Here is a 17,500-nt window from a genome sequence, read left to right as displayed (position 1 = left end):
TAATTACTTGGGTGTTACTGGTTTCACCCGTGCACCCAAATATTCAAGATTAAATGTGCTGCCTGGCACGCTTGCGAATTCGTTGCGAATGAATTCATAACCAAGGTTGTCCTTCAGGATTTCCTCTCCTTTGTTCAGGGCTAGCATCGATTTATAAGATTCATCATCTGTCGAGGGGGCTGGCCAGAAATCACCCACGACCACTTCCGGAATCGCTACCGCAATTGAAGAAATGGCGTAGCGACCCGCTTCTACAGTCCAGGCTTTACTCAAAATACCGACTGTGAGGTCTGCGGCCTCAATGGTGTCGCCTGGCTTGAGGGCCAGGCTTTCTGCGCTTGAAGAAAGAATGTTTTTAATCGTTGGAATTTCAATTGCCGATTCTGTTGCATTGTTCATGTTCATTTTTAATATCCTTTCCGAAAATATCCTTGGATAAAAATTACTCGGCATTTATTGCGTGAAACGCGTTTGCTGAGTCTGAACGAGATTAAGAGGCATCAGGAAGTCGGTCTAGCTATCAGGTTGCATAGCTAGTCAAGTGTGAGGCGATGTGGGTTTCGATCGTTCCCACGAGTGGGAACGATCTCAGGCGCAGGGCAGATGAACTTAGTGAGACATCACTTCGCGAATGTCTTTCGCCAATTCCCGCACGCGCTCTTCCTCGGTATCCCACGAGCACATGAAGCGGGCGCCGCCGTTGCCGATGAAGGTGTAGAAGCGCCAGCCTTTGGCGGTCAGCGCGGCGATGGCCGGTTCCGAGAGTTGCAGGAATACGCCGTTGGCCTGCACCGGGAACATCAGTTCGACGCCCGGGATATCGCTCACCAACTCGGCCAGCAATTGTGCGCAGTGGTTGGCGTGGCGGGCGTATTTGAGCCAGGCGTCGTTTTCCAGGATCCCGACCCAGGGTGCGGAAAGGAAGCGCATCTTGGATGCCAGTTGCCCGGCCTGTTTGCAGCGATAGTCAAAGTCTTCAGCCAGCGTGTGGTTGAAGAACAGGATCGCCTCGCCCACGGCCATGCCGTTTTTTGTGCCGCCGAAGCACAGCACGTCAACGCCGGCCTTCCAGGTCAGGTCCGCTGGCGTGCAGCCGAGGAACGCGCAGGCGTTGGAGAACCGCGCGCCGTCCATGTGCAGGTTCAGGCCCAGTTCCTTGCAGGTGGCGCTGATGGCGCGGATTTCGTCCGGGGTGTAGACGCTGCCGACTTCGGTGGCCTGGGTCAGGGTCACGACGCGGGGTTTCGGGTAGTGGATGTCCTGGCGCTTGAGCGCGACTTCGCGGATCGAATCCGGGGTCAGCTTGCCGTTTTCGGTGCGGGCGATCAGCAGCTTGGAGCCGTTGGAGAAGAATTCCGGTGCGCCGCATTCGTCGGTTTCGACGTGGGCGGTTTCCGAGCAGATCACGCTGTGGTAACTCTGGCACAGCGACGACAGGGCCAACGAGTTGGCGGCAGTGCCGTTGAAGGCAAAGAACACTTCGCAGTCGGTTTCAAACAGTTTGCGGAAATCGTCGGACGCGCGGGCGGTCCACTCGTCGTCGCCGTAAGCGCGCTGGTGGCCATGGTTGGCCTGTTCCATGGCAGCCCAGGCTTCAGGGCAAATGCCGGAATAATTGTCGCTGGCGAATTGTTGGCTCTTATCGGTCATGGCCTGCTTCCGTGGTCGGGACGCTTATGGTGAAGCGTCTCGTGGTCAATGATGTCGCGCACTGTACCCAAGATCGTCAGGAGAGCACACGGGATGTCGCTGTCAGAAAATTACAAGGATGCCGGGCAATTATGCACGTGACTACACACTTAAAGCAGCGCGACGGTGCACTGGATTTGCTCAAGTGGCTGGCGCTTTTGAGCATGGTGCTCGATCACCTGCGATATGTCGGTTACTCCGTCGATTTGTTGTATGTCCCGGGGCGCCTGGCATTCCCTTGGTTTTGCCTGGCGATGGCAGCGAATCTGGCGCGAGCATCGACAGTTACATCGGGCGGCCAGTGGCGTTATCTGGGTTGGTTGTTGCTGTTTAGCGCGGTGAGTGAAATTCCATACCGGATGTTCATTCCTGAGCACGACACGCTGAACGTGATGCCCACCCTGGTCCTTGGCCTGCTGGTGGCGCGTGGCTGGCAACAGCCGACGCTGCAATCGCGGTTGCTGGCGGCAGGCGCCGTGCTGTTGGCGGTACTGTTCACGCAGAAGCTGATGTTCGGCTTCTTTGGGGTTCTGTTGCCATTGGCGCTGCTGCTGGTGATTCGTCGCCCCTGGTATTACGCGTTGCTGCCGGGGCTGGTTTGCCTGGCGGCCAATCAATGGCAGGTGCTGTTTTACGCCGCGCGGTTGGGTACCAGCGCGGCCATTCCCGCCATCGTCACTTGTCTGATTGCGCCATGGCTGGGGCTGTTCCTGTTGCGACACCTGCATGACGTAAAAGCCCCACCGATGCGCCGCTGGGCATATGCGCTCTATCCCGCACATTTCCTCATGTTGCTAGCACTACGCCAGGCTATCGCCTAACCCTTGTAGGAGCTGGCTTGCCAGCGATAGCGGTGGGTCAGCCGACATCAATGTTGAATGTGAGGCCGCCATCGCGAGCAGGCTCGCTCCCACAGGGGATCTGCGCAAGATCGACGGTCGTGTTCTACATGCCATTTCTCGCCATGTCGTAAACGCACCTTTGCGTGGCGCCCGTAGGCATTTGGCGACTCCAAGCCAGTCATACCATCGCTATCAAAGGGCACTGCCGAAAAGCCAGTGCCTCACCGAGACGAATGGCGCACCGCCGCCGCTGGGAGAGACGCGATGTTCAGCAAGCAAGACCAGATCCAGGGTTACGACGATGCACTGCTGGCGGCGATGAATGCCGAGGAGCAACGCCAGGAAGATCACATCGAGCTGATCGCGTCAGAGAACTACACCAGCAAACGCGTCATGCAAGCGCAAGGCAGCGGCCTGACCAACAAATACGCCGAAGGCTATCCGGGCAAGCGCTACTACGGTGGCTGCGAGCACGTCGACAAGGTCGAAGCCCTGGCCATCGAACGCGCCAAGCAGCTGTTCGGTGCCGACTACGCTAACGTGCAGCCGCACTCCGGCTCCTCAGCCAACAGCGCCGTGTACCTGGCCCTGCTGCAAGCCGGCGACACCATCCTCGGCATGAGCCTGGCCCACGGTGGTCACCTGACCCACGGTGCCAAGGTGTCGTCCTCGGGCAAGTTGTACAACGCCGTGCAGTACGGCATCGACACCAAGACCGGACTGATCGACTACGACGAAGTCGAGCGCCTGGCCGTCGAGTGCCAGCCGAAGATGATCGTTGCCGGTTTCTCGGCCTACTCCAAGACCCTCGACTTCCCGCGCTTCCGCCAGATCGCCGACAAGGTCGGTGCCCTGTTGTTCGTCGACATGGCCCACGTTGCCGGTCTGGTTGCTGCCGGCCTGTACCCGAACCCGCTGCCGTACGCCGACGTGGTCACCACCACCACCCACAAGACCCTGCGCGGTCCACGTGGCGGCCTGATCCTGGCCAAGTCCAACGAAGAAATCGAGAAGAAGCTCAACGCTGCAGTATTCCCCGGTGCCCAGGGCGGCCCGCTGATGCACGTGATCGCCGGTAAGGCAGTGTGCTTCAAGGAAGCGCTGGAGCCAGGCTTCAAGGCCTACCAGCAGCAAGTGATCGACAACGCCCAGGCCATGGCCGGCGTATTTATCAAACGCGGCTACGATGTAGTGTCCGGCGGCACCGATAACCACCTGTTCCTGGTCAGCCTGATCCGTCAGGGTCTCACCGGCAAAGAGGCGGACGCAGCACTCGGTCGCGCCCACATCACCGTGAACAAGAACGCTGTCCCGAACGATCCACAGTCGCCGTTCGTGACCTCCGGCCTGCGCATCGGCACCCCGGCGGTGACCACTCGCGGCTTCAAGGTCAGCCAATGCGTCGAACTGGCCGGCTGGATCTGCGACATCCTCGACAACCTCGGCGATGCCGATGTCGAGGCCAATGTTGCCCAGCAAGTATCGGCACTGTGCGCGGACTTCCCGGTTTATCGCTGAGCGCGGTTTTGGAGTAAATGACTATGCAACGCTACTCAGGCTTCGGCCTCTTCAAACACTCCCTCAGCCACCACGAAAACTGGCAGCGCATGTGGCGCACGCCGACCCCGAAAAAGGTCTACGACGTGGTCATCGTCGGCGGTGGCGGGCATGGCCTGGCGACCGCCTACTACCTGGCAAAAGAGCACGGGATCACCAACGTGGCCGTGGTCGAGAAAGGCTGGTTGGGCGGCGGTAACACCGCGCGCAACACCACCATCGTGCGCTCCAACTACCTGTGGGACGAGTCGGCGCACCTGTACGAACACGCGATGAAACTGTGGGAAGGCCTGTCCCAGGACCTGAACTACAACGTGATGTTCTCCCAGCGCGGTGTCTACAACCTGTGCCACACCCTGCAGGACATACGTGATTCCGAGCGTCGGGTCAGCGCCAACCGCCTCAACGGCGTCGACGGCGAACTGCTCGATGCCAAGCAAGTCGCCGACGAGATTCCGTACCTCGACTGCTCGAAGAACACCCGCTACCCGGTGATGGGCGCCACCGTCCAGCGTCGCGGCGGCGTGGCCCGTCACGATGCCGTGGCCTGGGGCTTTGCCCGGGCGGCCGACGCATTGGGCGTGGACCTGATCCAGCAGACCGAAGTGATCGGCTTCCGCAAGGAAAATGGCGTGTGCATCGGTGTTGAAACCAACAAGGGCTTCATCGGCGCCAAGCGCGTCGGCGTCGTGACCGCCGGTAACTCCGGGCACATGGCCAAGCTCGCCGGTTTCCGCCTGCCGATCGAATCCCACCCGTTGCAAGCACTGGTGTCCGAGCCGATCAAGCCGATCATCGACAGCGTGATCATGTCCAACGCGGTGCACGGTTACATCAGCCAGTCCGACAAGGGCGACCTGGTGATCGGCGCCGGTATCGACGGCTACAACGGCTACGGCCAGCGTGGTTCGTACCCGGTGATCGAGCACACCGTGCAGGCTATCGTCGAGATGTTCCCGGTGTTGTCCCGCGTGCGCATGAACCGCCAGTGGGGCGGCATCGTCGACACCACCCCGGATGCGTGCCCGATCATTTCGAAAACCCCGGTGCCGAACATGTTCTTCAACTGCGGTTGGGGCACCGGCGGCTTCAAGGCCACACCTGGCTCGGGCAACGTATTTGCCGCCAGCCTGGCCAAGGGTGAAATGCACCCATTGGCTGCACCTTTCTCCATCGACCGTTTCCACAACGGTGCGTTGATCGACGAACACGGCGCTGCTGCGGTTGCCCACTAACAGGAGAAATCCCCATGTTGCATATCTTCTGTCCTCACTGCGGCGAACTGCGCTCCGAAGAGGAATTCCATGCATCCGGCCAGGCGCACATCCCGCGTCCACTGGATCCGAACAGCTGCACCGACGAGGAGTGGGGCGACTACATGTTCTTCCGCGATAACCCTCGCGGTCTGCACCACGAGCTGTGGGATCACGTCGCCGGTTGCCGTCAGTACTTCAACGCCACCCGTGACACCGTGACCTACGAGATTCTTGAAACCTACAAGATCGGCACCAAGCCACAATTCACCGACAAGACCGATAGCCCGAAAGCGGCCGCCACGGCTCTGGGAGAGAAGGTATGAGCCAGATCAATCGCCTGTCCAACGGCGGACGGATCGACCGCAACAAAGTCCTGACCTTCACCTTCAACGGCCAGAGCTACAAAGGCTTTGAGGGCGACTCCCTGGCCGCTGCACTGCTGGCCAACGGCGTCGACATCATCGGTCGCAGCTTCAAGTATTCCCGCCCGCGTGGCATCTATGCCGCCGGTGCCGAAGAGCCGAACGCTGTACTTCAGATCGGCGCCACCGAAGCCACGCAAATTCCGAACGTACGCGCCACGCAACAAGCGCTGTACCAGGGCCTGGTCGCCACCAGCACCAACGGCTGGCCGAACGTTAACAACGACATGATGGGGATCCTCGGCAAGGTCGGCGGCAAGCTGATGCCACCGGGCTTCTACTACAAAACCTTCATGTACCCGCAATCGTTCTGGATGACCTACGAGAAGTACATTCGTAAGGCCGCAGGTTTGGGCCGCTCGCCGACCGAGAACGATCCGGACACCTACGACTACATGAACCAGCACTGCGACGTGCTGATCGTCGGCGCCGGCCCGGCAGGCCTGGCCGCTGCACTGGCCGCTGCGCGCAGCGGTGCTCGCGTCATCCTGGCTGACGAGCAGGAAGAGTTCGGCGGCAGCCTGCTCGACTCCCGCGAAAGCCTCGACGGCAAGCCTGCGACCGAGTGGGTCGCCAGCGTCATCGCCGAATTGAAGGACACTCCGGACGTGCTGCTGTTGCCGCGCGCCACCGTTAACGGCTACCACGACCACAACTTCCTGACCATTCACGAGCGCCTCACCGATCACCTCGGCGACCGCGCCCCGATTGGCCAGGTGCGCCAGCGCATCCACCGCGTTCGCGCCAAGCGCGTGGTGCTGGCGACCGGCACTCACGAGCGTCCACTGGTCTACGGCAACAACGACGTGCCGGGCAACATGCTCGCTGGCGCTGTCTCGACTTACATTCGCCGCTACGGCGTAGCACCGGGCAAGAAGCTGGTGCTGTCGACCAACAACGACCATGCCTACCGCGTGGCACTGGATTGGCTCGATGCCGGTCTGCAGGTCGTGGCCGTCGCTGACGCCCGCAGCAACCCGCGTGGTGCGCTGGTGGAAGAGGCGCGTGCCAAGGGCATCCGCATCCTCACCGGTAGCGCCGTGATCGAAGCCCGTGGCAGCAAGCGCGTGACCGCTGCGCGCGTGGCGGCGATCGATGTCAAAGGACATAAAGTCACCAGCCCGGGCGAATGGCTCGAATGCGACCTGGTCGCCAGTTCCGGCGGCTACAGCCCGGTGGTTCACCTGGCCTCGCACCTGGGCGGCAAGCCGATCTGGCGCGAAGACATCCTCGGTTTCGTACCGGGTGAAGCGCCACAGAAACGCGTGTGCGTCGGTGGTATCAATGGCGTCTACGGTCTCGGCGATTCCCTGGCCGACGGTTTTGAAGGCGGTGTTCGCGCAGCCAGCGAAGCCGGCTTCGGTCCGGTCGAAGCCAAGTTGCCGAAGGCCCTGGTCCGCCAGGAAGAGCCGACGCTGGCATTGTTCCAAGTGCCTTATGAGAAAGTCACTGCGCGTGCGCCGAAGCAATTTGTCGACTTGCAAAACGACGTCACCGCGGCCGGTATCGAACTGGCGACCCGCGAAGGCTTCGAGTCGGTCGAGCACGTCAAGCGCTACACCGCGCTGGGCTTCGGCACCGATCAAGGCAAGCTTGGTAACGTCAACGGCTTGGCCATCGCCGCCCGTTCGCTGAACGTGACCATCCCGCAGATGGGCACCACCATGTTCCGTCCGAACTACACGCCGGTGACATTTGGCGCCGTGGCCGGTCGTCACTGTGGGCACATCTTCGAGCCGGTGCGTTTCACCGCGCTGCATCAATGGCACCTGAAAAACGGCGCCGAGTTCGAAGACGTCGGCCAGTGGAAACGTCCTTGGTACTTCCCGAAATCCGGCGAAGACATGCACGCCGCCGTGAAGCGCGAATGCAAAGCCGTACGCGACAGCGTCGGCCTGCTGGACGCTTCGACCCTGGGCAAGATCGACATCCAGGGCCCGGACTCGCGTGAGTTCCTCAACCGCATCTACACCAACGCCTGGACCAAGCTCGACGTGGGCAAGGCGCGTTACGGCCTGATGTGCAAGGAAGACGGCATGGTGTTCGACGACGGCGTAACCGCCTGCCTCGCCGACAACCACTTCGTGATGACCACCACCACCGGCGGCGCTGCACGTGTGCTGCAATGGCTGGAAATCTACCACCAGACCGAATGGCCGGACCTGAAGGTGTACTTCACTTCCGTGACCGATCACTGGGCAACCATGACCCTGTCCGGGCCGAACAGCCGCAAGCTGCTTAGCGAAGTCACCGACATCGACCTGAGCAACGAAGCCTTCCCGTTCATGACCTGGAAAGAAGGCCTGGTCGGCGGCGTTCCTGCGCGGGTGTTCCGGATTTCGTTTACCGGTGAGCTGTCGTACGAAGTCAACGTGCAAGCCGACTATGCGATGGGTGTGCTGGAAAAAATTGTCGACGCTGGCAAGAAATACAACCTGACCCCTTACGGCACTGAAACCATGCACGTACTGCGGGCCGAGAAGGGCTTCATCATCGTCGGCCAGGACACTGACGGCTCGATGACACCGGACGACCTGAACATGGGCTGGTGCGTTGGTCGCACCAAACCGTTCTCGTGGATCGGCCAGCGCGGCATGAACCGTGAAGACTGCGTGCGTGACCAACGTAAGCAACTGGTAGGCCTGAAGCCGATCGATCCGAACAAATGGCTGCCGGAAGGTGCACAGCTGGTGTTCAACACCAAGCAGGCGATCCCGATGACCATGGTCGGCCACGTGACCTCCAGCTATGCGCACAACTCCCTCGGTTATTCGTTTGCCATGGGCGTGGTCAAGGGCGGCCTGAACCGCATGGGCGAGCGTGTGTTCGCGCCACTGGCGGACGGCAGCGTGATCGAGGCGGAAATCGTTTCTTCGGTGTTCTTCGATCCGAAGGGCGAACGGCAGAACGTGTAAGGGTTCGGGTTTTGTGGGGTGCCGTCTGCCGCCTTCGCGAGCAGGCTCGCTCCCACAAGGGTTACGCGATCTCCTGTGGGAGCGAGCCTGCTCGCGAAGGCGGCAGAACAGGCCCCACAGAAGCCAACAGAATTAGGAAAGGTGCTTTATGACCGCAGCCAATGTTTACCAACAACGCCCAACCACCGGGGCCAAGGCCGAGTCGTCGCTGCATCACGCAGACCTGCCAAGCCTGGTGGGCAAGGGTCGCAAGAACGCCGGTGTGACTGTGCGGGAAAAGAAACTCCTCGGCCACTTGACCATCCGTGGCGATGGCCACGACGCCGCGTTCGCCGCTGGCGTGCAGAAGGCCCTCGGGATCGAACTGCCTGGCGCACTGACCGTCACCGTCAAAGGCGAAACCAGCCTGCAATGGATGGGACCGGATGAATGGCTGCTGATCGTGCCGACCGGCGAAGAGTTCGCCGCCGAGCAAAAACTGCGCGAAGCGCTGGGCGACCTGCACATCCAGATCGTCAACGTCAGCGGTGGCCAGCAGATCCTCGAACTGAGCGGCCCGAACGTGCGCCAGGTGCTGATGAAATCCACCAGCTACGACGTACACCCCAACAACTTCCCGGTGGGCAAGGCTGTCGGCACGGTGTTCGCCAAGTCGCAACTGGTGATCCGTCACACCGCCGAAGACACCTGGGAACTGCTGATCCGCCGCAGCTTCTCGGATTACTGGTGGTTGTGGTTGCAGGATGCTTCTGCCGAATATGGCCTAAGCGTCCAGGCGTAATGATCGTTCCCACGCTCAGCGTGGGAACGCATCCCGGGACGCTCCGCGTCCCAAGAACGGACGCAGAGCGTCCATGGCGGCATCCCCTCGCAGAGCGTGGGAACGATCACAGGAGTCACTGCACTATGAGCCGCGCCCCAGACACATGGATCCTGACTGCCGACTGCCCCAGCGTGCTCGGCACCGTGGACGCGGTGACGCGCTTTCTGTTCGAGCAGGGCTGCTACGTCACCGAACACCACTCCTTCGATGACCGGCTCTCGGGCCGTTTCTTCATTCGCGTGGAATTCCGCCAACCGGACGGCTTCGACGAGCAGTCGTTCCGCGCCGGCCTGGCCGAGCGCGGCGAATCCTTCGGCATGATCTTCGAACTGACGCCGCCGCATTATCGGCCGAAAGTGGTGATCATGGTTTCCAAGGCCGATCACTGTCTCAATGACCTGCTCTACCGTCAGCGCATCGGCCAGTTGTCGATGGACGTGGCCGCCGTGGTCTCCAACCACCCCGACCTCAAGCCGTTGGCCGACTGGCACCAGATTCCGTACTACCATTTCCCGCTGGACCCGAACGACAAGCCGTCCCAGGAGCGTCAGGTTTTGCAGGTGATCGAAGAATGCGGCGCTGAACTGGTGATCCTTGCCCGCTACATGCAGGTGCTGTCGCCGGAGCTGTGCCGCAAGCTCGATGGCAAGGCAATCAATATCCACCACTCCCTGCTGCCCGGCTTCAAGGGGGCCAAGCCGTATCACCAGGCCTACAACAAGGGCGTGAAACTGGTTGGCGCCACGGCGCACTACATCAACAACGACCTCGACGAAGGGCCGATCATCGCCCAAGGCGTCGAGGTGGTGGACCACAGTCATTACCCGGAAGATTTGATCGCCAAGGGGCGGGATATCGAAGGCCTGACCCTGGCGCGGGCCGTCGGGTATCACATTGAACGACGAGTGTTTCTCAACGCCAATCGCACGGTCGTTCTCTAGTTCGCTTTCGCGAGCAGGCTCGCTCCCACAGGTTTTGTGTTGGTCACAGACTTGTGTACACCCCCGATCAACTGTGGGAGCGAGCCTGCTCGCGAAGAGGCCCTATCAGGCAACACAAGACACACAGGCAACAACCAGAGCAATCAACGCGCCGTCGCTTCATGGCGACGCGACCGCTACATAAAAACAACAGCGAGGTGAAAGCATGTCTGGCAATCGTGGTGTGGTGTATCTCGGCGCTGGCAAGGTCGAAGTACAGAAAATCGACTATCCGAAAATGCAGGACCCGCGCGGCAGGAAGATCAATCACGCCGTCATCCTGCGTGTGGTTTCCACCAACATCTGTGGTTCTGACCAGCACATGGTGCGCGGTCGTACCACTGCGCAAACCGGCCTGGTACTGGGCCACGAAATCACCGGTGAAGTGATCGAGAAGGGCAGCGACGTCGAGAACCTGCAGATCGGCGACCTGGTGTCCGTGCCGTTCAACGTGGCTTGCGGGCGCTGCCGTTCCTGCAAGGAAATGCACACCGGCGTGTGCCTGAGCGTCAACCCGGCCCGTCCGGGCGGTGCCTACGGTTACGTCGACATGGGTGACTGGACCGGTGGCCAGGCTGAATACGCCATGGTGCCGTACGCCGACTTCAACCTGCTGAAACTGCCGGACCGCGACCGGGCCATGGAGAAAATCCGCGACCTGACCTGCCTCTCCGACATCCTTCCAACCGGCTACCACGGTGCCGTAACGGCCGGCGTTGGCCCAGGCAGCACCGTGTACATCGCTGGCGCCGGCCCGGTCGGCCTGGCCGCCGCCGCATCCGCTCGCCTGCTGGGCGCGGCGGTGGTCATCGTCGGTGACGTCAATACCATCCGCCTGGCCCACGCCAAGGCCCAGGGTTTCGAAATCGCCGACCTGTCCTCCGACACCCCGCTGCACGAACAGATCGCTGCGCTGCTGGGCGAACCGGAAGTGGATTGCGCCATCGACGCCGTAGGCTTCGAAGCCCGCGGCCACGGCCATGACGGCGTCAAGCACGAAGCCCCGGCCACCGTGCTCAACTCGCTGATGGGCGTGGTGCGCGTGGCCGGCAAGATCGGCATCCCTGGCCTCTACGTCACCGAAGATCCAGGTGCTGTGGATGCCGCCGCGAAAATGGGCAGCCTGAGCATCCGCTTCGGCCTGGGCTGGGCCAAATCCCACAGCTTCCACACCGGCCAGACCCCGGTCATGAAGTACAACCGCCAGCTGATGCAGGCGATCATGTGGGACCGCATCAACATTGCTGAAGTGGTGGGTGTGCAGGTGATCAGCCTGGATCAAGCGCCGGAAGGTTATGGCGAGTTTGATGCGGGTGTGCCGAAGAAGTTTGTGATTGATCCGCATAAGTTGTTTAGTGCGGCGTAAGTCTCAGCAAAAAAAACAACGGCGACTTTCGGGTCGCCGTTTTTAGTGTTGTTCATATTTTCACGACAGTTTTTCGGCTCTCTGATTTTGAAACTATCAAGTTGATTAGGGTGTTTTTTTAAAGATCGAAGGACGCTCTTCACCCTCAGGTATATATCCGGCTCTGCAGACTCAAGTAGCATCGTTTACAACCAATGCTGCAACGTCAGCGTCGCCATCAAAGGGCCATACGTTTACTTTTACGGGGTAGCGAAAGTAAATTCCCTCTACCGCTGCTATCGCCTCGGCTGGTGTGTTGGCGTCGATTTTTCCATAAAATTTATTGTTTGGAGTTGACTCATAGAATACTTCGTAGTTGTAGGTAGTCATTCTTAATGTCCTTAGCTAAGGTGCTGATCGTGATAGTGGATTCGAATTCTAAATATGCCTACTGTAATTCCTGACAGTTTTTTGGTTTTTTTGAAATTTTAAGATGGATTTTTATCAGCTTTCGCGATAGCGATAAGTGCAGCTGTTGAGTTGTTTAGATGCTATTTGGATGAGGCGTGTATGCAATACAAAAACAGCGACTTTAAAGTTGCTGTTTTTTGAGGCGATTTCCCATCAGGTCGCCCAAAACTACGATTCATCGCACTGAATCCTGAATTTCACGTTTTTTTATATCTGGACACGGTAAAAATTACCTGCGTTGACGAGGAACATGCCGGTCGAAGCCCGGTCAAACCGGCAGCTCTGCCGTCCTTCAAACGGACGGTTTTCATGGCACAAGAGGATGTCTGGATGAAGATTTCACGCGGTTTTGTACTGGCTTCCCTGATGACATTCGTAGCCTCTCCGGTCTTCGCACAGTTCAGCCTGGGCGATGCAGCCAATGCCATTGCGGGGATGAAGGGCGGCAACGCGGCCACTGAGGCCGCGCCAACTTCGGAGACTGCGGACCTGCTGGGTGCGCTCAGCCAACTGAATGTGACGCCACAACAAGCCGTCGGCGGCGCCGGGGCGATGCTGGGGCTGGCGAAGAATCAACTGAGCTCGACCGATTATTCGGAACTGGCCAAAAGCGTGCCGGGGATCGACACACTGTCGGGCGGCGGTGAACTGGGTGCGCTCGCTGGTTTGCTGGGTGCGACCGGTAAATCCGCAGGGCTGGATAACGCCCTGGGCAACGTCAAGGACACCAATGACCTGAACAACGCCTTCAGCGCCCTGGGCATGGACACCGGCATGATCGGCGTGTTTGCGCCGGTGATCCTGCAATACTTCGGTCAGCAGGGTGTCGGCGGTTCGCTGCTGCAAAGCCTGGGTGGCATTTGGGGCGCCGGCACAGGCACTGCTATCGGCAGTGGAATCGGCAGTTGATCAGCGACGTTCGGCGCGCAAATCGTCGATGCGTCGATCCTTCTCGATCCAGAGCTGGTTGACCCAGTTCTGGACCTTCTCGCGAAACAGCGGATCGTTTTCGTAATCGCCCTGCCGCAGCGCCGGGTCTAGCTCGCGGGTCGTGATGTCGATGATGACCCGCGGCACGTGACCGCTGATCAAGTCCCAGAACCCCGGAATCGCCGGCTGCGGATACACCACAGTCACGTCGAGAATCGCATCCAGCTGTTCACCCAGCGCCGCCAATACAAACGCCACGCCACCGGCCTTGGGCTTGAGCAGGTGGGTGAACGGCGACTGCTGTTGAACGCTTTTGGCGGCGGTGAAACGGGTGCCTTCAAGGTAATTGACCACCGTCACCGGCTGGCGCTTGAACAGCTCGCAGGCTTGTCGGGTGATCTCCAGGTCCTTGCCAGCCAGTTCCGGGTGTTTCGCCAGGAATGCCTTGCTGTAGCGCTTCATGAACGGGTAGTCCAGTGCCCACCACGCCAGGCCCAGGAACGGCACCCAGATCAGTTCTTTCTTGAGGAAGAATTTGAAGAATGGTGTGCGGCGGTTCAGCGTCTGGATCAGCGCCGGGATATCGACCCAGGATTGATGGTTGCTGATCACCAGATACGAAGTGTCACGCCGCAGATCGTCGCCGCCGCGAATGTCCCATTGCGTGGGAATGCACAGGCGAAAGATCAGCTTGTCGATTTCCGACCAGGTCTCGGCAATCCACATCACCACCGAGGACGCGTAATCGCGAAAACGCCCTGGCAGGACCAGTTTGAGCAGGGCAAACACCATCAGTGGCCCAATCAGGACCAGGGTGTTGAGTAACAGCAGCAGGGCAACGAAACAGCCGGTGAGCAGGCGGCGCATAAATAACTCTTGGAAGCGTTTGGGCGCGCCATGATAAGCAGCTTCGAGCGACAGGCCAAATCGCTGCTGACGAATGTTTCACCTTTGAACCGTTAACCTGGTGGGAACGATCAGCTCAACAACGGTCTAAAATTTCGCTGCCTCTTCCCTCAAGGACACCCAGTACGTGAGATCCCTTCTAGCATTGCTTTCACTCCTCGCCCTGCCGGTCATGGCCGCCGAGCCGACCCTGTACGGTCGCTACGAATACATCGCGCTGCCGGAAATCGGCGGTGAAGTACTCAAGGCCAAAATGGACACCGGCGCCCTGACCGCTTCGCTGTCGGCCAAGGACATCGAAACCTTCACTCGCGATGGTGAAGATTGGGTGCGTTTCCGCCTGGCTACCAAGGGTGCGAGCAACAAGGTCTATGAACATAAGGTTGCGCGCATCAGCAAGATCAAGACCCGTTCCGAAGAGGACGAGGATGACAGCGAAGTGATCGCGCCCACCAAGCGTCCGGTGGTCGATCTGGAGTTGTGTCTGGGCAATGTCAAACGCACGGTCGAGGTCAATCTGACAGACCGCAGCAGCTTTAATTACCCTCTGTTGATTGGTGCGAAGGCGTTGCGTGAATTTGGCGCGGCGGTGAATCCGGCTCGGCGGTTTACGGCGGACAAGCCGGATTGTTGAATGACATCGCATCAACCATGACCGTTCACCCGCTCAACTAAACTTCAGCTTCTTTAGATCTGTTTATTTGTGCGGCGGACAATTTCATTTTCTAAGGCTGCTAATTCTTGTATGTGGCGTGAAGGTCCCGGCCGTTCCATGTTCCTCGATAGTTCGAAATAATCCTCAATTAACTTTTTGAGTGATACGGATTTAATATATTCATTCTGAGTGGTCTCTAGCAGGTTATCATGTTGTATGTGACTAGTGGGTTCTGATTGATTTAACTTTGCCTTTGTGGGCTTTTCATTGGCTGCAATTGCGCTGCTTTTTGCACTTGCTTCAGGCTGCGGGGGGAAGTTTTTCCTGCCTTGTATTTGGCGATTTGGTTGTTTTTTTGCTTCGGATAAATTGTCGAGGTCGAAGGTCGAGGCGTTTTTTGGATCGTGTGGGTTGATAGAGGTTTGTGATGTCGCTGCGGTGGGTGTAGCAACAGGTGTCGGTGTTCTTTGTCTTTTTGGGATCCTTCCAAAAAAGGTATTTTTAAAGCCTTTCCAAGCGCTCATGAATATATTTGAGTGCCCTGTTGGGTCTGTTCCAAGTACTGGCTCTCCATTGCAATATGCATATGCATTGATTCCTCCACTGCCAAACGGACTCCAACTATCCGGACTGTTAAACCGCATCAACACCGGATTGAACTGCCGATACCCATTTCCCAAGTGATAATGCCCGGTCACCGGATCCGGCAGCTCGCCATTAAAACCGAGCAAGCTGAGCAAGCCGTTTCCAGGGGGGCGGTGGCCGTAGGGTGAATAGGCGAGGGGATGGTTTTGCGTTGCGTGTGATGCAATCAACACCGACTGCTGTTGATCAGTGGCCAGGAGGATGGTCTTGCGTGAAGACGTAGGCATGGGTTGAGCTCCGATGCTGAAGGCCCAGATGTCGGACCTACAGCATCGTAGATTTCGCATGTTTTGCCTACTATCAGAACTGCTAGGGTGATGGCGTCTTCTGCTTCAAGCCTTCCCTTTAAATAAATCCGTCCCCTTTTCGCTTCTTTTCGCTTTTCGCTTTTCGCCGTATCCCCCTTTTTTCTCACTATTAAATGAGTCACTTTTTTCGGTTGTTTCTGATATTTTTTGCCTTTCGTTGAATTTGAAAAACTTCTTCTAAGTCTTTGTAGGGGGCTAATCTTTCCTCAGAAATCTGATCAGAGCGTGGAGTCGCGTCCTTAATTCTCGATTGGACGAATGGTTGTGCTTCAACGTTGTTTTTTCTCGCCTCTTTGATTACCTCGAAAGGTGTTTTGTTTTCGGTCTCAAATTTTCTTTGAAAAAAAATAAATTCGCCTTTTTTTTCTGTGTGTGGGTAAGCGATCCCATGAGAAAATCATCGAGCCCCTTGAAAGCCATCTGTTCGTACTCTGGATTTCCCTTCGCATATCTCTCTAGGATCGAGGGAAGCCTTTCGCTTCGGGGTTGTTGGACGATGTTAGAATTTTTCGAAGCGGCAGCCTGTACTTTCGTGTGTTTATTTGGTTTAGAAAGAAATAAATTTACTAGTTTGTTTAGCCACTTGGGGACGTGTCCCGTTGGATCACTGCCAAGCACTGGTTCCCCTTTACAGTACGCGTACGCATTTATCCCTCCATCCCCGAATGGACTCCAACTATCCGGACTGTTAAACCGCATCAACACCGTATTGAACTGCCGATACCCTTTCCCCAAATGATAATGCCCAGTCACCGAATCCGGCAGTTCACCGTTAAAACCGAGCAAGCTGAGCAAGCCGTTTCCAGGGGGACGGTGGCCGTAGGGTGAATAGGCGAGGGGATGGTTTTGCGTTGCGTGTGATGCATTCAACACCGACTGCTGTTGATCAGTGGCCAGGAGGATGGTTTTGCGTGAAGACGTAGGCATGGGTTGAGCTCCGATGCTGAAGGTCCCTTAAGTCGGGGCTTAAGCATCGGAGTTTTCTCAGGCTTTGCCTACTAGCAGAACTACTAGGGTGATGGCGCCTTCTGCGTCAAACCTTCGGCATCGTCGCCAGCATCGAAGGTCGCTGGCTCACTTCGAAATACCACGCGGCCAATTGCGGATTTGCCTCCCGCCAGTCCAGATCCGGATGGCGCAGATCCAGATAGCCCAACGCACAGGCGACACTGATGGCCGCTACGTCGAAATGGCTGGTCAGCTCGGCAATCGCCTCTTTTTCCAGCAAGGCCAGGGCACGGCGGATTTTGTCGCGCTGGCCGTCGAGCCATTGGTCCCAGTGTTTTTCCGGGGTACGCAGGGCAACTTCATAACGGACCAGTACCGCGGCGTCCATGATGCCATCGGCCATGGAGGCCAGGGTCAGGCGCCGCCAGCGGGCCGAGCCGTCGCGGGGGATCAGTGGGTTGCCGACGTGCTGGTGATCGAGGTAATCGAGGATCACCCGGCTGTCGTGGATGATGCTGCCGTCGGCCAGGCGCAGGGCGGGGATCTTGCTCAGGGGGTTGTCGTTGATCAGTGTCTGGTCCGGGTCGACTGGCGTGAGTACGCAGTTCTGCAAGGCGACACGGTCCTGTTGACCGGTTTCGTGCAGCAGCACCATGACTTTGCGGACAAAGGGGGAGAGGGGGTTGTGGTAGAGGGTCATGCTCGGGGTGGACATGGCAGTGACTCGGTCGGTGGCGGTGTCACGCAGCATAACGTGTGGAGGCGATGATGTAGGAGCGAGCTTGCTCGCGAAGGGGCCGTGTCAGTC

At 58.5% G+C, this 17,500-nt stretch carries 17 protein-coding genes; 10 read left to right on the top strand and 7 right to left on the bottom strand.

What is annotated here, in order from left to right; all coding sequences use genetic code 11:
• Nucleotides 1-3: 3 nt before the first annotated feature.
• Complete coding sequence (locus BKX96_RS15785) at nucleotides 4-405, bottom strand: hypothetical protein (RefSeq protein ID WP_046818248.1); 402 nt, start codon at nucleotides 403-405, stop codon at nucleotides 4-6.
• A gap of 204 nt (nucleotides 406-609) precedes the next feature.
• The gene (locus tag BKX96_RS15780) at nucleotides 610-1,650 is read right to left on the bottom strand and encodes a threonine aldolase family protein (protein WP_046818247.1); all 1,041 of its coding nucleotides are present in this window, start codon (nucleotides 1,648-1,650) and stop codon (nucleotides 610-612) included.
• A gap of 131 nt (nucleotides 1,651-1,781) precedes the next feature.
• Here BKX96_RS15780 and BKX96_RS15775 point away from each other — a divergent pair, with 131 nt between their 5' ends.
• From BKX96_RS15775 to fdhA, 8 genes are all read left to right on the top strand, one after another.
• Nucleotides 1,782-2,510 (top strand): TraX family protein, encoded by a 729-nt coding sequence (locus tag BKX96_RS15775; protein ID WP_046818246.1) that lies wholly within the window; start codon nucleotides 1,782-1,784, stop codon nucleotides 2,508-2,510.
• A 285-nt stretch (nucleotides 2,511-2,795) separates the two neighbouring features.
• On the top strand, nucleotides 2,796-4,049 hold the full coding sequence (glyA, locus tag BKX96_RS15770; protein WP_046818245.1) for a serine hydroxymethyltransferase: 1,254 nt from the start codon (nucleotides 2,796-2,798) through the stop codon (nucleotides 4,047-4,049).
• A 23-nt stretch (nucleotides 4,050-4,072) separates the two neighbouring features.
• Nucleotides 4,073-5,323 carry a sarcosine oxidase subunit beta gene (locus BKX96_RS15765; RefSeq protein WP_008057117.1) on the top strand — a complete coding sequence of 417 codons (1,251 nt, stop codon included), beginning with the start codon at nucleotides 4,073-4,075 and terminating at the stop codon, nucleotides 5,321-5,323.
• Between the two features lie 14 nt (nucleotides 5,324-5,337).
• Complete coding sequence (locus BKX96_RS15760; RefSeq protein ID WP_046818244.1) at nucleotides 5,338-5,667, top strand: sarcosine oxidase subunit delta; 330 nt, start codon at nucleotides 5,338-5,340, stop codon at nucleotides 5,665-5,667.
• A complete protein-coding gene (locus tag BKX96_RS15755; RefSeq protein WP_077184625.1) occupies nucleotides 5,664-8,681 on the top strand; it encodes a sarcosine oxidase subunit alpha in 3,018 nt (1,005 codons plus the stop codon). The genes BKX96_RS15760 and BKX96_RS15755 overlap by 4 nt, the downstream gene beginning before the upstream one ends.
• Nucleotides 8,682-8,829: 148 nt before the next feature.
• Nucleotides 8,830-9,462: a sarcosine oxidase subunit gamma gene (locus tag BKX96_RS15750; protein ID WP_046818242.1), complete on the top strand. Its 633-nt coding sequence runs from the start codon at nucleotides 8,830-8,832 to the stop codon at nucleotides 9,460-9,462.
• Between the two features lie 125 nt (nucleotides 9,463-9,587).
• Nucleotides 9,588-10,445 carry a formyltetrahydrofolate deformylase gene (gene purU, locus BKX96_RS15740; protein WP_046818241.1) on the top strand — a complete coding sequence of 286 codons (858 nt, stop codon included), beginning with the start codon at nucleotides 9,588-9,590 and terminating at the stop codon, nucleotides 10,443-10,445.
• Between the two features lie 205 nt (nucleotides 10,446-10,650).
• The gene (gene fdhA, locus BKX96_RS15735) at nucleotides 10,651-11,850 is read left to right on the top strand and encodes a formaldehyde dehydrogenase, glutathione-independent (RefSeq protein WP_046818240.1); all 1,200 of its coding nucleotides are present in this window, start codon (nucleotides 10,651-10,653) and stop codon (nucleotides 11,848-11,850) included.
• Between the two features lie 171 nt (nucleotides 11,851-12,021).
• Here fdhA and BKX96_RS15730 read toward each other — a convergent pair whose 3' ends face one another.
• The gene (locus BKX96_RS15730) at nucleotides 12,022-12,219 is read right to left on the bottom strand and encodes a hypothetical protein (protein WP_046818239.1); all 198 of its coding nucleotides are present in this window, start codon (nucleotides 12,217-12,219) and stop codon (nucleotides 12,022-12,024) included.
• 411 nt (nucleotides 12,220-12,630) lie between these two features.
• On the opposite strand from BKX96_RS15730, the gene BKX96_RS15725 reads away from it, so the two are divergent.
• The gene (locus tag BKX96_RS15725; RefSeq protein ID WP_046818238.1) at nucleotides 12,631-13,209 is read left to right on the top strand and encodes a DUF2780 domain-containing protein; all 579 of its coding nucleotides are present in this window, start codon (nucleotides 12,631-12,633) and stop codon (nucleotides 13,207-13,209) included.
• On the opposite strand, the gene yihG is transcribed toward BKX96_RS15725, so the two are convergent.
• Nucleotides 13,210-14,097: a 1-acylglycerol-3-phosphate O-acyltransferase, YihG family gene (yihG, locus tag BKX96_RS15720; protein WP_077184622.1), complete on the bottom strand. Its 888-nt coding sequence runs from the start codon at nucleotides 14,095-14,097 to the stop codon at nucleotides 13,210-13,212.
• 166 nt (nucleotides 14,098-14,263) lie between these two features.
• Between yihG and rloA2 the strand changes: the two genes are divergently transcribed.
• Entirely contained in the window at nucleotides 14,264-14,770 is a 507-nt protein-coding gene (rloA2, locus tag BKX96_RS15715; protein ID WP_046818236.1) for a retropepsin-like aspartic peptidase RloA2, read from the top strand.
• A gap of 53 nt (nucleotides 14,771-14,823) precedes the next feature.
• Here rloA2 and BKX96_RS31895 read toward each other — a convergent pair whose 3' ends face one another.
• The 3 genes from BKX96_RS31895 to BKX96_RS15700 form a co-directional block, all read right to left on the bottom strand.
• Entirely contained in the window at nucleotides 14,824-15,663 is an 840-nt protein-coding gene (locus BKX96_RS31895; protein ID WP_235431854.1) for an RHS repeat-associated core domain-containing protein, read from the bottom strand.
• Nucleotides 15,664-16,041: 378 nt separating this feature from the next.
• A complete protein-coding gene (locus BKX96_RS33545; RefSeq protein WP_082240496.1) occupies nucleotides 16,042-16,671 on the bottom strand; it encodes an RHS repeat-associated core domain-containing protein in 630 nt (209 codons plus the stop codon).
• 106 nt (nucleotides 16,672-16,777) lie between these two features.
• The gene (locus tag BKX96_RS15700) at nucleotides 16,778-17,407 is read right to left on the bottom strand and encodes a glutathione S-transferase (protein WP_077185141.1); all 630 of its coding nucleotides are present in this window, start codon (nucleotides 17,405-17,407) and stop codon (nucleotides 16,778-16,780) included.
• Between the last annotated feature and the right edge of the window lie 93 nt (nucleotides 17,408-17,500).

Source organism: Pseudomonas putida, assembly GCF_001976065.1.
Taxonomy (GTDB): Bacteria; Pseudomonadota; Gammaproteobacteria; order Pseudomonadales; family Pseudomonadaceae; genus Aquipseudomonas; species Aquipseudomonas serbica.
The sequence above is the reverse complement of the archived record's forward strand: the minus strand, read 5'-3'. Positions and strand labels throughout refer to the sequence as shown.

What these genes read in the sequence shown, in the direction of transcription:
- BKX96_RS15785 (WP_046818248.1), bottom strand. Translation starts at nt 405, where the DNA reads ATGAACATGAACAATGCAACAGAATCGGCAATTGAAATTCCAACGATT.
- BKX96_RS15780 (WP_046818247.1), bottom strand. Translation starts at nt 1,650, where the DNA reads ATGACCGATAAGAGCCAACAATTCGCCAGCGACAATTATTCCGGCATT.
- BKX96_RS15775 (WP_046818246.1), top strand. Translation starts at nt 1,782, where the DNA reads ATGCACGTGACTACACACTTAAAGCAGCGCGACGGTGCACTGGATTTG.
- glyA (WP_046818245.1), top strand. Translation starts at nt 2,796, where the DNA reads ATGTTCAGCAAGCAAGACCAGATCCAGGGTTACGACGATGCACTGCTG.
- BKX96_RS15765 (WP_008057117.1), top strand. Translation starts at nt 4,073, where the DNA reads ATGCAACGCTACTCAGGCTTCGGCCTCTTCAAACACTCCCTCAGCCAC.
- BKX96_RS15760 (WP_046818244.1), top strand. Translation starts at nt 5,338, where the DNA reads ATGTTGCATATCTTCTGTCCTCACTGCGGCGAACTGCGCTCCGAAGAG.
- BKX96_RS15755 (WP_077184625.1), top strand. Translation starts at nt 5,664, where the DNA reads ATGAGCCAGATCAATCGCCTGTCCAACGGCGGACGGATCGACCGCAAC.
- BKX96_RS15750 (WP_046818242.1), top strand. Translation starts at nt 8,830, where the DNA reads ATGACCGCAGCCAATGTTTACCAACAACGCCCAACCACCGGGGCCAAG.
- purU (WP_046818241.1), top strand. Translation starts at nt 9,588, where the DNA reads ATGAGCCGCGCCCCAGACACATGGATCCTGACTGCCGACTGCCCCAGC.
- fdhA (WP_046818240.1), top strand. Translation starts at nt 10,651, where the DNA reads ATGTCTGGCAATCGTGGTGTGGTGTATCTCGGCGCTGGCAAGGTCGAA.
- BKX96_RS15730 (WP_046818239.1), bottom strand. Translation starts at nt 12,219, where the DNA reads ATGACTACCTACAACTACGAAGTATTCTATGAGTCAACTCCAAACAAT.
- BKX96_RS15725 (WP_046818238.1), top strand. Translation starts at nt 12,631, where the DNA reads ATGAAGATTTCACGCGGTTTTGTACTGGCTTCCCTGATGACATTCGTA.
- yihG (WP_077184622.1), bottom strand. Translation starts at nt 14,097, where the DNA reads ATGCGCCGCCTGCTCACCGGCTGTTTCGTTGCCCTGCTGCTGTTACTC.
- BKX96_RS31895 (WP_235431854.1), bottom strand. Translation starts at nt 15,663, where the DNA reads ATGCCTACGTCTTCACGCAAGACCATCCTCCTGGCCACTGATCAACAG.
- BKX96_RS33545 (WP_082240496.1), bottom strand. Translation starts at nt 16,671, where the DNA reads ATGCCTACGTCTTCACGCAAAACCATCCTCCTGGCCACTGATCAACAG.
- BKX96_RS15700 (WP_077185141.1), bottom strand. Translation starts at nt 17,407, where the DNA reads ATGTCCACCCCGAGCATGACCCTCTACCACAACCCCCTCTCCCCCTTT.